This window comes from Mogibacterium pumilum, from assembly GCF_002243385.1.
Lineage (GTDB): Bacteria > Bacillota > Clostridia > Peptostreptococcales > Anaerovoracaceae > Mogibacterium > Mogibacterium pumilum.
Genome location: NZ_CP016199.1, coordinates 1420603 through 1435080, shown reverse-complemented (window position 1 = coordinate 1435080; position 14478 = coordinate 1420603). Strand labels below are relative to the sequence as shown.

Sequence of the window (14478 nt, the reverse complement as noted above, 5' to 3'; positions counted from 1 at the left end):
AATAATGTTGATAAGTGTAACACCTGTAGCCACGTAATGAGTATCATTTCTAAGCGAAGCAAGCATATTAAAAGCATCCTCGTTATCGTGCGGCTTGCCCATGATAATGTCTTTATAGACGATAGTGTCCGAAGCTATAAGTAGCAATTTGCCTTCAAGTCCTAATATATCTGGAAGCTCTAGTGCTGCCATAGCTTTTCTCTCGGAAAGCATCGTCACTGCATCTGTAAAAGATATACCATCTGGCAGTGCCTCGTCGGCATTTCCTGGCATTACGATTGGTTCAACACCATGATTCCTCAAGATTTCTAATCTACGTGGTGATTTCGATGCAAGAATAACTCTGTCATATCTTGATAACAAAAGGTTATCAAGCTTAGTTTTCATTTTTTATCCTCTCGAATATGCTCTTAACAGGTGGCATATTAATTACAACAACCGTTAGTGCAGCTTCAACTGCTAGGTAAGTGAAGTTGTACCAAATCGACCATGTAACTGCGTGGAATCCCTTTGGCGCATACGCTCCAAAGAAGATTATGCCCGATGCCACAGCACAGAAGTATCTTGCAAATACACCTGTAAGGTATACCTTTGTGAGACCGTTCTTTCCGTCGCGCAGTGCTCCACCAAGACCGAGGGCTCCGAAAGCAATCGGATAATCGAGAAGTAGCTGAACCGGATGGATTACGTAAGGTCCAAAGATTAGATTTACAAGACCGAGCGCAACTCCGGCAGTTACTCCGCGCTTTGTTCCGTACAGGTATGTGATTACCGCAATTGGAAGAAGTGAGAGAAGGGTGACAGAGCCTCCTTGAGGCATGGTAAATATCTTAATGTTGGATAGCACCACAGCGATTGCAATTAGAAGTGAGGAAATGGTTAGTGCTTTAACATCTATTTTCTTGTTATCGTTCTTTGATTTCCCGCTAACTGTAATTAAGCATAGTAACAGGATGATTATAAATACAATCAATACCTGACCAACTCTTGATTCAACAAAACTCTGTAAAGTCATAAAAAAACCTCCTATTATGCAGGAGGGGGTGCTTGTATATTTTAGCCAGCTTCCCGCTACGGCATTATCCGCGTGGTAGAAGGGTCTCGCTTCATCTTAGTTTATAAAAATGACTGAATTCACAAATAAGTGAAGCAACTCTCAGCTATCGCTCCCCCAGCAATATTTCGTTTACTCATTGTATATTGTTATATGTGATATTGCAATACGATAAATTTTATCAGTATGAAAACCTTGCTTTTTTTATTATTTTTGGATATTTAATTCCTGTTATGAGTGTTGTTCACATTAGATTATTATAACAATATAAAAATATTATTCTACAGTTCTATAAAATATACTACATTTTTCTTGATTGAAAGCCTCTACGATTCCTTCGGTTCCCCATATTAGTGGGGCTTGATAATTTTTTTCGCCAAATTCTATATCACTACGGTAAAATGTATTTGCTTCGAGATTTTGTTCATCGGATTCTATCATCCGATATGGCCAAGGATGATGATGCCCCTTGCTTTTTTTGCAATGGTCGCATGTCCCATTGTCGATAACTCCATAAGTGACTTTTCCTTCATATTCAACACGTATCTGTTTTGCTTTTTCAAGATCGAAGGATACAGTATTGATGAAGTTACAAATATAGTAGCCTTCGGATTTTTTAAAAGGTATAAACTCGATGCCTTTCATTTCATAATTTTGATATATATCATAAAACTGTTGGTTCACAATGCTTACACCGTCGTATGTGGTAGCAAAGAAAGTCTTGTTTCTCCATTTTAATGTTGCGGCGGCTTGAAATAGTAAAGCTTCGCGATTAAGAACCATCTCGCAATATGGGCAGAACTGCACATACAACTTTGAATTTCTTCCCAAGTATAAATAATCAGCATCATCCAAATAAATGTTGTAATACTTCATATAATTTTTCCTCATTATTATATATAATCAAGCAATAACTAATATGATTGTAACATTGGATTGATACCATTGACGTTTTAAATTTAATGATACACTTACAAAGTTGTATAAAAAGTTCTTAAAATACATAGAAAAATTTAAATTAACGGTGTAAGAAAGTTCGATTTTGTGTAAAATAATAGATAATACTTTTATTCGATTAGTAAAAGCTTTAAGACGTTACTTTTATACTGGACGAGTTATTGAGGTATTTAAATGAAAGAACAAGTTAAACTTCATCAGGAAAGAGAGGCAAGTGGCTTGGCGTTAATTCCGCTTCTTTTCTTTATTGTTATCTACCTTGGTGTTGGAATTGTCTTACATTCCAAGGGTGTACAGATGGCATTCTATCAGTTCCCATCTGTAGTCGCTATGACAATTGCCGTTATACTGGCTTTTTTAATGTATCACAAGACGGGGATTGACAATAATTTTAAGCTGTTTGCAAGAGGTGCTGGTGATGAAAATATCATGACGATGCTTATGATATTCCTTTTAGCTGGAGCGTTTTCTTCTGTTGCAGGTGCGATGGGAGGAGTTTCCTCTACAGCAAATCTTGGACTTGCGATTATTCCACCTAGGTTCATTGTTCCAGGAATTTTCGTAATCGCAGCATTTTTATCCACGGCTACTGGTACTTCTATGGGTACTGTTGGAGCCATAGTTCCAATCGCTTACCAGATGGCAAAGACAGCAGATCTTAATATGTCATTCGTTGTTGCTGCTGTTCTCACAGGTGCGATGTTCGGAGATAATCTATCGATGATTTCCGATACAACTATAGCTGCTACAAGGACACAGGGAGTAGATCTAAAGGATAAGTTTAGAACTAATGCCTGGATTTCTATACCTTCAGCTCTTATTGCTCTTGTTCTAATGGTTATCTTCAGTGAGGGCGGCACCGTAACTGGGAATCTAGATTACAGCCTAATAAAGGTTGTTCCATATGTGTTAGTTCTCGGCCTTGCGCTGTTCGGTCTAAACGTGTTTGCTGTACTGATTATCGGAATTCTCAGTGCTGCGGCAGTTGGTGTTGGAACTGGCACAATCGGTATTATGGAAGTTGCAGCTAAAATCTGGGCAGGATATCAGGGGATGATTGAGGTATTTATCCTATCTATGTTTGTAGGAGGTCTTGCTGAGCTCACGAAGCATTATGGTGGTCTAAAGTGGATAATTGATAAGACAAGCAAGCTTTTCAAAGGCTCTAAATCTGCATCTGTAGGAATCGCAGCACTAACAGCGCTAACAGATGCGGCAACAGCTAACAATACAGTTGCTATTATCGTAACAGGTGAGATTGCCAAAGAAATTTCCGAGAAGTATAAGATTGACCCTAGAAGAACAGCTTCGTTCCTCGACATCTTCTCATGCATCATGCAGGGTTTCATTCCGTATGGTGCGCAGTTCCTTCTGGTTGCCAGCTTGACCAAGAATGCTGTAAATCCAACTGATATGATTCCTTACAACTGGTATCTGATAATTCTAGGCATCATGTCGCTAATCTCGGTAATGGTTCCTTCGTATAATAATATTGTGTGCAAAGGAGAGTGGAACTGGGAGCATATGAAGCCAGAACACGAAGTTGAAAAACAGTAAAGGCATGTGTCGTTTAGTATTGACACATGCTCAGCAATAGTTTATAATCAACTGGTCAAAGAAGAAGTTATCCGCTTCTCACCTTGTAAGCACAGGCGTACGGGTTATCAATAACTTGATTTATTTCAGTTAATTCGCGGATACTTCTGTATCCGCTTTTTTATTATATGGAGGTAGACCAATTAGCAAGGATAAACAACAGATCAACGGAGATATTCGTGCAAAGGAAGTCCGTTTGATAGATGAGAATGGAAATATGCGCGGAGTTATGGGTATCAGAGAAGCGCTTGCGATAGCAGAAGAGGCTAATCTAGACCTCGTAAATGTTTCTCCAAATGCTGAACCACCGGTTTGCAAGATCCTAGACTTCGGGAAATATCGCTATGAGCTCCAGAAGAAGGATAAGATAGCTAAGAAGAACCAGAAGACCATGCAGGTTAAGGAAGTTCGTCTTAGCACGTTTATCGAGGAGCACGATGTAAATGTAAAGGCGAATACAGCAATCAAGTTCTTAAAGGAAGGAGATAAGGTTAAGGTTAGCCTTAGATTTAGAGGAAGAGAACGTGATTACACAGCGAAAGGCTTTGATGTTATGAACAGCTTTGCGGAGTTGGTCGCCGAGTATGGCGTCATAGATAAGAAGCCAAAGTTCGAGGGACGAAGCCTTACTATGTTCCTATCACCAAAGAATAGTAAGTAATGAATTAACAACTTAGGAGGAAATCATTATGGCAAAGAACAAGATGAAGTCTCATAGAGGCGCAAGCAAGAGAATGAAGCTTACCGGTTCAGGTAAGATTAAGAGAAATAAGGCATTTAAGAGCCATATTCTGACAAAGAAGACTGCAAAGAGAAAGAGAGGTCTTCGTAAGTCCACAGTACTTACTAGTGCAGATACAAAGCGTATGCTTAGAGCAATGGCAAAGTAGTTTAGGGAGGTTTTAAGATATGGCAAGAGTAAAGAAGGGCGTAAACGCTCATAAGAGACACAAGAAGATTTTAAAGCAGGCAAAGGGCTTCTACGGACAGAGAAGCAAAAACTTCAGAGCTGCTAACCCGGCAGTAATGAGAGCTCTAAGATCTGCTTTCGTTGGAAGAAAGAACAAGAAGAGAGAGTATAGAAGACTCTGGATCGCAAGAATTAATGCTGCCGCAAGAGCTAACGGCATTAACTACAGCAACCTAATGAATGGCCTCAAGAAGTCCGGAATCGAGCTAAACAGAAAGATGCTCTCCGAAATGGCTATCTATGATGCTGCAGGTTTTGCTGAGCTATGTGAACTAGCAAAGAAGGCTAACTAATAATGGAATATTTTCTAAACCACATAGGCGTTATATTTATCGCCGCCCTAATCGTTGCTGTTTGCGCGGTTACCTGGTGGGGCCTAACGGCGAGAAATGAAGTTCTAAAGCGCGAGAGGGCACAGGCTCGTAAAGAGGCTGCGCTAGCTAAACGCAGAGAACAAGAGAATAATAAAAATTAGTATATTAGACGGGGCATATGCCCTGTCTTTTATTACTTTGGAATTGCAATTAGTAAATTGTAATGCTCGTGTGGTTACTGTGAAACTCGTTGAACCCTCGAATTTGCTATGATAATATAGATTGGATAGAGTTATAAGTAGAATCAATTTAAAGCACAATATATAAGAGGTTTTAATATGTCACGTAACAAAATATGCAAGTCGACAATTATGGCTGTTATGGTAGCCTGCGCGCTTATGCTAACTGCATGCGGTGGAGCATCCAAACCAGACAAGTACAGCTACGATGATTTCAGTAAGTATGTGAAGCTCGGCAAGTATAAGAATCTCGAGTACACTAAGGCAGATACTTCTGTTAGCGACACTGAAGTACAGGAAGCTATTAACACTACGCTTGAGCAGGCTAAAACTAAAGAAGAAGTAAAAGAAGGAACGGCCGCATCAGATAGCATCGTTAATATTGATTACACAGGTAAGATTAACGGCAAGAAGTTTGATGGTGGATCAGCTACTGGATATGAACTAAATCTCGTCGATAGCAATTTCATCAGCGGATTTGCAGAGCAGATTGTCGGACATAGGGTAGGCGAGACATTTGACATAACTGTTACGTTTCCATCTAATTATTCAAATAATACTGAACTTGCAGGCAAGAAAGCTACATTTACTATTAAGCTCAACTCGCTTGTTAAGACAGTTACTCCTGAATATAACGACGAGTTCGTAAAGAAGAATACAAACTTCAAGACTACTGCAGAGTATGAAAAGCACCTGAAGAAGCAGCTTCTAAAGGATAAGAAAGCTCAGGTTGCAAGTTCTGAGAAGCAGGAGCTATTCCAGAAAATTTTAAATTCAAGCAAGATTAAGAAGTATCCCAAAAAAGAACTTAAAGATACACAGCAGAAGATGATTGACACGTACAAGTCACTTGCTAAGAAGAATGACATGTCGTACGAGAAGTATCTTAAGAGCACTATGGGTATGTCCAAGAAGGCCTTTGAAAAGCAGGCAAAGGTAGCGGCTAAGAATACTGTAAGACAGGAGCTCGTGCTGTTCGCTCTTGCTAAGGAGTATGGTATAAAGGTTTCCGACAAGGACTATAAAGAGTATCTGGATAAGTTGCTCAAGGATGCTGGATATACACGTTCTCAATATGAGAAGGCTGCAGGCATGTCTATTGAAGAGTATGCTGATCAGAATAACCTTTACGACACAATGGTTTACGAGAAGGTTATGATTAAGGTGCTGAAGGATAGCATAGCAAAATAACTCTAATGCTACATTGATGATAATTTCTTCGTAAATATATGCGTATATGAATATATGCGTATATGCGATATATGATTTGTATTGCATTTATTTACAGAAGAGACTTTATAAACTACGGAACTTTTAAGCTAACATTGATTGAACATGGAGGAACGATATGAAGTGCCCTTACTGCGGTAATCCAGACACAAAAGTTGTTGATTCCAGGCCGGTTGAGGAAGGTCTTGCTATCAGAAGACGTCGCGAGTGCGATAAGTGTCACAAGCGTTTTACAACATTTGAGAAGATCGAGAATTCGCTGCTTGTAGTAATCAAGAGTGATGGTACAAGGGAGAGTTTTGACCGTAATAAGCTTATTAATGGTGTTCTTAAGGCGTGCGAGAAGACTAAGGTTAAGTACGACGATGTTCAGAGAATCGCCGATAACATTGAACGTGGTTTAAACAATACCATGGAAAAAGAAATCGACAGCAAGATGATAGGTGCACTCATCATGGATGAGCTACGCGACTTAGATCAGGTTGCTTACGTTAGATTTGCTTCGGTATACCATAGATTTACTGATATAGATACATTCGTAAAAGAGATAAATAATCTGCTTGAGAAAGACAGAAAAGGTCATGATGCAGAGAGGTATGTCAAGGAGTCGCCTGGTGAAGGGGATTCGCTGGATGAGAATTAAGGTAAAACTATGATTAGAATTGCTATTGATGGACCTGGTGGTGCAGGAAAAAGTACTATTGCAAAACTTGTAGGTAATAAGCTGGGGCTCGAGTATATAGACACAGGGGCGATGTATCGTGCGATTGGATTAAAGCTTAATCGCAGGAGAGTTTCCTCAGATGATGTAGAATCTATTCATAATATATTAGCCAAGACATCGATTGACTTTGTTGAGGGCAAGATTTTTCTAGATGGTGATGATGTAAGCGATATAATTAGAACTCCGGAGATTTCTAAGCTAGCATCGACATATTCTCAGATTCCAGAAGTTCGCACTAAACTCGTCGATATTCAGCGCAGAATTGCTGAAGGTAAGGGCGTAATTATGGATGGACGAGATATCGGAACTAATGTTTTGACGAATGCTGAACTTAAAATTTTTCTAACAGCTGATCCGATGGTTAGGGCACGTCGCAGATACGAAGAGCTTAAGGCCAAGGGCGTGGATGCATCTTTTAATCATATATTTGAAGAGATTAAGAATAGAGATTATCAGGATATGAATAGACCACTAAATCCACTGGTGCAGGCTGAGGATGCCATTCTAGTTGACACTTCTAATATGAGCATAGAAGAGGTCGTTAATGAGATTGTCACTATGGCATCCAAGATTTCGAGATAGGCGTAATGGAGGGTAATGAATATGAAAGAAGGTGCGATTGTACTTGGTAAAGTTAGAGGGTACTGTTATCTGATTTTTTTGTTCGATGTACTGCTTCTATTTCATGCTGAAATAGCTGGATTTTTCGGAACTAGTGATAAAAAAATCCTGTATGGATTTATCGCAATCATACTGTTTCAAGCTATTCTCAGTGTTCTATATGTGGTTAAGTATGTGACTACAGTTAGTCAGAAAGATAAGAAGCGCAAAGCTATAATTATGTATGCTGCACGTTTAAGATATTGTTTTACAGGCATGCTGGTTCTGCTTGCAGGACTTATAGGTAATTATGCGATTTATGCTAATTTATATGTTGAAAAAGCTCTGATTATGATACTTGTTATGATGCTGTTTTTATCGCTAAAAAACTTGACGATACTAGAGCGAGGAAGATACTAGAATTTTGCGTAAAATATAGCATAAAATATTCATAAATGAAGAATTTTGAACCCTGTCTGTGCTTGTTGCAGACAGGGTGTTTTGATATAATTTTATCGTGTTGCTCTCGAGAGAGGGTTATATATGAATAATGGAAATAACAACCTGCATAAGTTACCGCAGGAGAAACTGATGTATTCCGGTGCATCGTCACTTTCTGATGTTGAGCTACTTGCCTTGATTCTAAGAACAGGAACCTCTGACAAGAAGGTTCTGCAACTGGCTGATGAAGTCATGACCTACACAGATAATCTATCTCAAGACATATGTAGTGTCGATGCTAGGGAGCTACTTAATGTTGATGGCATCGGTGTAAGTAAAGCCTGTTCTATAGTTGCCAGTATGGAGCTAGCAAGACGTGTAAGGGAACCTAGTCGCATTTCAGGTAAGACGGTTACCACAGCTGAAGATATAGCTGAACTATATATGGAGCGTATGCGAGGAGCAAAACGTGAGCATGTTCAGCTGTTTTTACTCAACACTAAATGCAAAATTGAGTCGGAATATACGGTGTCTATTGGTGAATTGAATTCTGCTGATATACATCCTAGGGAAGTGTATAGCGTTGCTATAAGGCGTAGTGCTGCAGCTATTATCATAGCTCACAATCATCCAAGTGGTGATCCCACGCCTAGCAATCTTGATATCGCTGCGACCAAGAGACTTGAAGCGGCAGGTAAAATTGTCGGAATTAAACTCCTAGACCACATCATAGTTGGATATGATAGCTATGTGAGTCTCAGAAGTGAAGGGTTTATTGAACAAGATTCTTAAATGGAGAGTGCCTAAGGTGTCTAAAACAATCTACGTTACATCGGGAAAAGGGGGAACGGGCAAGTCCACATTTGCCGCAAACCTCGGGTTAACGCTTGCGTACATGGGTAAGCGTGTTATTTTGCTTGATATGAACATGGGGATGAGAGACCTAGATCTTTACATAGGTGTTCAGAATGAAGCTATATTTGACATATACGATGTAATTATGAGGACATGCGAGCCAAAGGATGCCATTATACACTCGAATTTTGCAGAAAAGCTCTCGATAATTCCTGCGCATCAGGGTGGAAATTGGATTGATATCTCAAGAGCTGATATCGACGAATTGATTGAACACCTTAAGCGTGAGTATGACGTTGTGATTATGGATGGTGCACCTGGTATAAATCGCGCTGTTGATTTATGTCACAACTCTGCCGATGAAGTCATTATCGTTACCACTCCTGACTATGTGGCCATTAGAGATGCAGATGCTATCGAGGATAGACTGATCAAATGTGAAATCATGAATAGGCACTATGTTATAAATCGTATGATGCCGGTTAGTGAAGACCTCGGATGCGGACCTGGCCTTGCTGAGATTGATCTTAGATTTAAATCCGAACTTCTAGGTGTGATAATGGAAGATGAGAATATTCGTGCCTCTTGTAATATTGGCATTCCGATCGTAGCAAAAAGAGACACGTATATAGCGAGGAACTTCAATAAAATAGCGGAAAGAGTGATTAGAGAGATTCTCCAATAGTTGACTATGTTTTCTTTAAAATATATAATAAATCAGCATGATTCTATATACGATATGCTTATTTTTAACAATAAATAAGTAAAAATATACTGTATTACTAACAAATAACTGAATAAGGAGTTGAACATGACACCGCTATTAATAACTGTGGTAGCTGGTATTGTATTCCTGATTATAGGATTACTACTTGGCTACGGTGTGCGTAAGCGTGTCGGAGAGAAAGAAATTGGAAGTGCAGAACAGAAAGCTCAGAACATCATTCTTGATGCGGAAAGTGCCGCTGAGAATATCAAGAAGGAAAAAATTCTTGAAGCTAAAGAAGAAGTGCACCAGATCAAGGAAAATCTCGAAAACGAAATTCGCGACAGACGTAACGAAGTTACAAGAACAGAAAGACGTATTCTTCAGAAGGAAGAGAACATTGAAAAGAAACTTGAGAGCATTGAGCGCAGAGAAGAAGGCTTATCAAAGCGTGAACGCTCGATGGATGAGAAGCACAAGGAAATTGATCAGTATCTAGAGAAGCAGATTGCCGAGCTAGAGAAGATTTCCGGCTACTCAAAGGATGAGGCAAAGCACCTATTACTTGCTGAAATTGAAAAAGACGTAAGAAAGGATGCTTCAGCAATAATCACTAGAGTTGAAGAAGAGACTAAAGACGAGGCAGATAAGAAGGCAAGAGAGATCATCACACTTGCTATTCAGAGATGTGCTGCAGATCAGGTTGCTGAGACTACGGTTTCGGTAGTAGCGCTTCCTAACGACGATATGAAGGGTCGTATCATCGGTAGAGAAGGTAGAAATATCAGAGCGATTGAGACTCTCACGGGTGTTGATCTAATCATCGATGACACACCTGAAGCAGTAATCCTTTCTGGATTTGATCCTGTTAGAAGAGAGATTGCTAAGAGAGCACTCGAGAAACTGATTTCAGATGGTAGAATCCATCCAGCACGCATCGAGGAGATGGTGCAGAAGGCTACTAAGGAAGTTAACAACATAATCAAGGAAGAGGGAGAGCAGGCTTGTTTCGAGACAGGCGTACACAACCTACATCCTGAAATGGTTAAGCTTCTTGGAAGACTAAAATATAGAACATCATACGGACAGAACGTGCTTAAACACTCTGTAGAAGTTGCTCTCCTCGCCGGTATGATGGCTTCAGAGCTAGGACTTGACCCAAGGCTAGCTAAGAGAGCTGGACTTCTTCACGATATTGGAAAGTCTATCGACCACGAGGTTGAAGGAACACACGTAGAAATCGGTGTAAATATCTGCAAGAAGTACAAGGAGTCGTGGAAGGTTATCAACGGTGTTGAAGCACATCACGGAGATGTTGAGGCTACTACACTTGAAGCCGTTCTCGTAGGTGCAGCTGATGCTCTATCAGCTGCTAGACCCGGTTCAAGAAGAGAAACTCTTGAAGCTTATATCAAGAGACTTCAGAGCCTCGAGAATATTGCCAATACTACAAAGGGCGTTGATAAGTCGTTCGCTATTCAAGCTGGACGTGAGATCAGAGTTGCAGTTAAACCTAACCAGGTTAAAGATGATGAAATCCCAATGCTGGCTAGAGAGATTGCTAAAAAGATCGAAGCTGAGCTTGAGTACCCAGGCAACATCAAGGTTAATGTAGTCAGAGAGACTCGCGCAATAGATTATGCAAAGTAAAACAAAGCTCTCCGCTTGCGGAGAGCTTTTTAAAAGCAATTATAATATATTGGAGATACCATGATATATCTAGATAACAGTGCAACAACACATCAATACGATGAAGTAACAGAACTTGTGTATAAGCTAAGCAAAGAAGCCTTTGGAAACCCCTCATCGCTCCATACGCTCGGTCTGAGAAGTGCCGAGCTAATTCGCGAAGCCAGAGGGCGGGTTTCCAAAGCCTTGCCGGCAATGGGGGAAATCGTATTCAATTCTGGCGGCACAGAAGGTGATTATACTGCTATATTCAGTACCGCCAGAAAGCTAAGACGTAGAGGTAACAAAATTATAACCTCTAAGATTGAGCACCCAGCAGTTCTTGAAGCATGTAAGAGAATGGCGGAGGATGGATTTGAAATTTGCTATCTAGATGTAGATAAGACTGGAACAATCAATTTAGAGTCACTACAAGAAGCTTTAGACGATAAAGTTATATTAGTTACTTTGATGGCGGTTAATAATGAGACAGGTATGATTCAGCCAGTAGCATCTGCTTATGACATAGTAAAAGCGTATAACAAAGAACATGGGACTAATACCGTCTTCCATACGGATGCCGTACAGGCTTTTGGTAAGATGAACCTCAGAAGTGCCCCTTTTGATATAATTACTATCAGTGGACATAAGTTTCATGCACCTAAAGGTGTTGGTGCAATGTATATGAAGTCAGGACTAAAGCTACCTGCGCTCATTCCTGGAGGTGGACAGGAGAGCGGATATCGTTCAGGCACTGAGAATACACAGGGAATCGCGGGGTTCGGGCTAGCAACGGAGCTTGCGTATGATAATTTGACAGAAAAACAGAAACTTCTCGCTATTTTAAATAATCGACTTCGTGAGGGACTAATATCTGAACTTGATGATATAATAGTAAATGGTACTATTGAGATGGGATTCGAGATTTCTGATTATGGAAAGCGCTGCCCGTCAGTTCTCAATGTTTCATTTTTAGGTTCAAGAGGAGAGGTAATACTTCATACACTTGAGCAGGAAGAGATATACGTTTCAACAGGCTCTGCATGCTCATCTCACAAGAACAGCGATAGCCATGTCTTGGCAGCAATGGGACTTGGGCATAAGGAAATAGAAGGTGCTATTAGATTCAGTATCTCTGAATTCAATACACTAGAAGAAATGGATGAAGCTGCGGCGAAGGTTTCGGCAGCAGTTAAAAGGTTTAGAAGATTAGGTAGCTTCAGATAGGGGTTATGATGAATGAGAAGAATATTTACATTGTAAGATGCGGAGAAGTGGCACTTAAGGGTATGAACAAGCCATACTTTGAAAGGGTACTTCTCGAGAGAGTTCGCGGTGTTCTTACTTCATACGAGAATACTGAATCTAAGTGGAATGATGGACTCATGATTGTTAGAGTGCCTAAGGAAGTAGAGAGAGAAGAAATCATCAGAAAAGTTTCCAAGGTTTTCGGTGTTGCTTCTGTGAGCCCGGCAGTTGAAGCAGAGAAGGATATTGAGAAAATCGGTGAAGCTGCGGCAGAGTTCATGATGGATTTGATAGAAAAAGAGGGCATTAAGACCTTTAAGGTTAAAGGCAAGAGAGCCGACAAGACATTTCCTATCCAGTCACCAGAGATTGGTCGAATCGTAGGTGCTAAAATCCTCAAGACTTGCAAGGTGCTATCAGTAGATGTTCACGATCCTGATTGCAAGCTATACGTAGATGTTCGCCGTGAGGGAACGTATATATTTAGAGATAAGATCAAAGGTTTTGGTGGTCTGCCACTTGGAACTAATGGCAAAGGACTCATCCTTATGTCAGGAGGTATCGACAGTCCTGTCGCAGCATTTATGATGGCTAAGCGTGGTATGAGAATCGAGGCTGTTCACTTCCACTCATATCCATACACGAGCCCACGCGCTCAGCAGAAGGTTGAGGAGCTCTGCGCTACCTTGGCTGGATACATGGGAACTATAAGGATGTACGTAGTAAATCTTCTGCCTATTCAGGAGGAGATTGTAAAGAACTGCCCTGAAGAAGAAACTACTCTTCTCGTAAGACGTTTCATGATGCGTATTGCAGAGAGCATTGCTATTAAGAGGAAGGCTATGATGCTAATCACAGGTGAGGATCTAGGTCAGGTTGCCAGCCAGACTGCTGAAGCGCTCGTCGTTACAGACAGTGTAGTTAAGATGCCTGTTATGAGACCGCTTATCGCCATGGATAAGATTGATATCATGGATAAGGCTAAGGAAATTGGAACTTACGACATCTCAATTCAGCCTTATGAAGACTGCTGCACAGTATTCCTACCTAAGCACCCGGTTACAAAACCTAAGCTCAGCAAAATCGAGAAGTCCGAAGAGGTACTCGATGTCGAAAAGCTCGTTAGCACGGCAGTGGATTCGGTAGAAGTAATTGATATAACACCTAGATAATGGAACCGATATTTGCTAACATATGAATAGGTATATTTTTATAGAATGTAACTAATATAGAGAAAATAATAGGGACTAAATTATGACAGATAATAACATGAGCGGTAATGGTGACGGCAGAAGAAACCATGCTTCAAAGAAAGAAAATTCATGGCTAGTTGCCCTAATCGCGGTCCTCGTACTTATGTTGACTGTAGGAGTTGTGTTCACAACTCTTGCTTACATGGGTGGTGCTAGGCTTGGTTCTTCAAGTGGTTTATCGTTCGGCGGCGGATCTGTAGCTGTTCTTGATGTAACTGGTGAAATAGGCGATGTTAGTGCTAGAGCTACGTACAATCATAACTGGACAATGCACACGATTAATGATCTTATCCATGATTCGTCAAATAAAGGTATAGCCATACGTGTTAATTCACCAGGCGGTAGTGTATATACCTCAGATGAACTGTATGAACAACTGATGAAGTATAAGAATAAGACTAAGCGTCCTATATATTTCTATTTCAAGGATCAGGCTGCATCAGGAGGATATTACATTGCGATGGCAGGAGATAAAATCTACGCTAATCGCAACACCTGGACTGGTTCAATCGGAGTTAAGACAGGTACTATTTACGATATTAGAGGTTTGCTGGACAAGCTTGGTATAAAGACTAATGCCATTACCAGTGGTCGCAACAAGGCGATGGGAAGCACATGACGGA

Annotated in this window: 18 protein-coding genes and 1 other annotated feature; of the genes, 15 read left to right on the top strand and 3 right to left on the bottom strand. The window is 40.4% G+C overall.

Annotated features, from left to right (window positions below):
* From AXF17_RS06850 to AXF17_RS06840, 3 genes are all read right to left on the bottom strand, one after another.
* Positions 1–387 (bottom strand): Maf family protein (locus tag AXF17_RS06850; RefSeq protein ID WP_169711333.1); only part of this gene is annotated, 387 nt, incomplete at its 3' end.
* On the bottom strand, positions 377–1015 hold the full coding sequence (thiT, locus tag AXF17_RS06845) for an energy-coupled thiamine transporter ThiT (RefSeq protein WP_094234372.1): 639 nt from the start codon (positions 1013–1015) through the stop codon (positions 377–379). The genes thiT and AXF17_RS06850, both read right to left, overlap by 11 nt.
* 315 nt (positions 1016–1330) lie before the next feature.
* Positions 1331–1930 carry a hypothetical protein gene (locus AXF17_RS06840; protein ID WP_094234371.1) on the bottom strand — a complete coding sequence of 200 codons (600 nt, stop codon included), beginning with the start codon at positions 1928–1930 and terminating at the stop codon, positions 1331–1333.
* A gap of 255 nt (positions 1931–2185) precedes the next feature.
* Between AXF17_RS06840 and AXF17_RS06835 the strand changes: the two genes are divergently transcribed.
* The 15 genes from AXF17_RS06835 to AXF17_RS09590 all read left to right on the top strand — a co-directional run bounded on the left by AXF17_RS06835 (position 2186) and on the right by AXF17_RS09590 (position 14474).
* On the top strand, positions 2186–3568 hold the full coding sequence (locus tag AXF17_RS06835) for a Na+/H+ antiporter NhaC family protein (RefSeq protein WP_094234370.1): 1383 nt from the start codon (positions 2186–2188) through the stop codon (positions 3566–3568).
* Positions 3569–3620: 52 nt separating this feature from the next.
* Positions 3621–3738: a sequence feature (ribosomal protein L20 leader region), on the top strand.
* 11 nt (positions 3739–3749) lie between these two features.
* Positions 3750–4268 (top strand): translation initiation factor IF-3, encoded by a 519-nt coding sequence (gene infC / locus AXF17_RS06830; protein ID WP_094234369.1) that lies wholly within the window; start codon positions 3750–3752, stop codon positions 4266–4268.
* Between the two features lie 28 nt (positions 4269–4296).
* Positions 4297–4497 (top strand): 50S ribosomal protein L35, encoded by a 201-nt coding sequence (rpmI, locus tag AXF17_RS06825; RefSeq protein ID WP_094234368.1) that lies wholly within the window; start codon positions 4297–4299, stop codon positions 4495–4497.
* Positions 4498–4516: 19 nt separating this feature from the next.
* Positions 4517–4870 (top strand): 50S ribosomal protein L20, encoded by a 354-nt coding sequence (gene rplT / locus AXF17_RS06820; RefSeq protein WP_094234367.1) that lies wholly within the window; start codon positions 4517–4519, stop codon positions 4868–4870.
* Positions 4871–4872: 2 nt separating this feature from the next.
* Positions 4873–5052, top strand: a complete 180-nt coding sequence (locus AXF17_RS06815) for a hypothetical protein (protein ID WP_094234366.1) — start codon at positions 4873–4875, stop codon at positions 5050–5052.
* 177 nt (positions 5053–5229) lie between these two features.
* Complete coding sequence (tig, locus tag AXF17_RS06810; protein WP_094234365.1) at positions 5230–6321, top strand: trigger factor; 1092 nt, start codon at positions 5230–5232, stop codon at positions 6319–6321.
* 157 nt (positions 6322–6478) lie between these two features.
* Positions 6479–7003, top strand: coding sequence for a transcriptional regulator NrdR (gene nrdR / locus AXF17_RS06805; protein ID WP_094234364.1), 525 nt, complete (start codon positions 6479–6481; stop codon positions 7001–7003).
* Between the two features lie 9 nt (positions 7004–7012).
* Positions 7013–7666, top strand: coding sequence for a (d)CMP kinase (gene cmk / locus AXF17_RS06800; protein ID WP_094234363.1), 654 nt, complete (start codon positions 7013–7015; stop codon positions 7664–7666).
* Positions 7667–7681: 15 nt separating this feature from the next.
* Entirely contained in the window at positions 7682–8104 is a 423-nt protein-coding gene (locus tag AXF17_RS06795) for a hypothetical protein (protein WP_169711332.1), read from the top strand.
* 123 nt (positions 8105–8227) lie between these two features.
* The gene (radC, locus tag AXF17_RS06790; RefSeq protein ID WP_094234361.1) at positions 8228–8917 is read left to right on the top strand and encodes a RadC family protein; all 690 of its coding nucleotides are present in this window, start codon (positions 8228–8230) and stop codon (positions 8915–8917) included.
* The gene (locus tag AXF17_RS06785; RefSeq protein WP_157682588.1) at positions 8901–9665 is read left to right on the top strand and encodes an AAA family ATPase; all 765 of its coding nucleotides are present in this window, start codon (positions 8901–8903) and stop codon (positions 9663–9665) included. Before radC ends, AXF17_RS06785 begins: the two co-directional genes overlap by 17 nt.
* A gap of 141 nt (positions 9666–9806) precedes the next feature.
* The gene (gene rny, locus AXF17_RS06780) at positions 9807–11336 is read left to right on the top strand and encodes a ribonuclease Y (RefSeq protein WP_334293363.1); all 1530 of its coding nucleotides are present in this window, start codon (positions 9807–9809) and stop codon (positions 11334–11336) included.
* Between the two features lie 60 nt (positions 11337–11396).
* Positions 11397–12581, top strand: coding sequence for a cysteine desulfurase family protein (locus AXF17_RS06775; protein ID WP_094234358.1), 1185 nt, complete (start codon positions 11397–11399; stop codon positions 12579–12581).
* 8 nt (positions 12582–12589) lie between these two features.
* Complete coding sequence (gene thiI / locus AXF17_RS06770; protein ID WP_094234357.1) at positions 12590–13774, top strand: tRNA uracil 4-sulfurtransferase ThiI; 1185 nt, start codon at positions 12590–12592, stop codon at positions 13772–13774.
* An 82-nt stretch (positions 13775–13856) separates the two neighbouring features.
* On the top strand, positions 13857–14474 hold the full coding sequence (locus AXF17_RS09590; protein WP_237049026.1) for a S49 family peptidase: 618 nt from the start codon (positions 13857–13859) through the stop codon (positions 14472–14474).
* Positions 14475–14478: the final 4 nt, after the last annotated feature.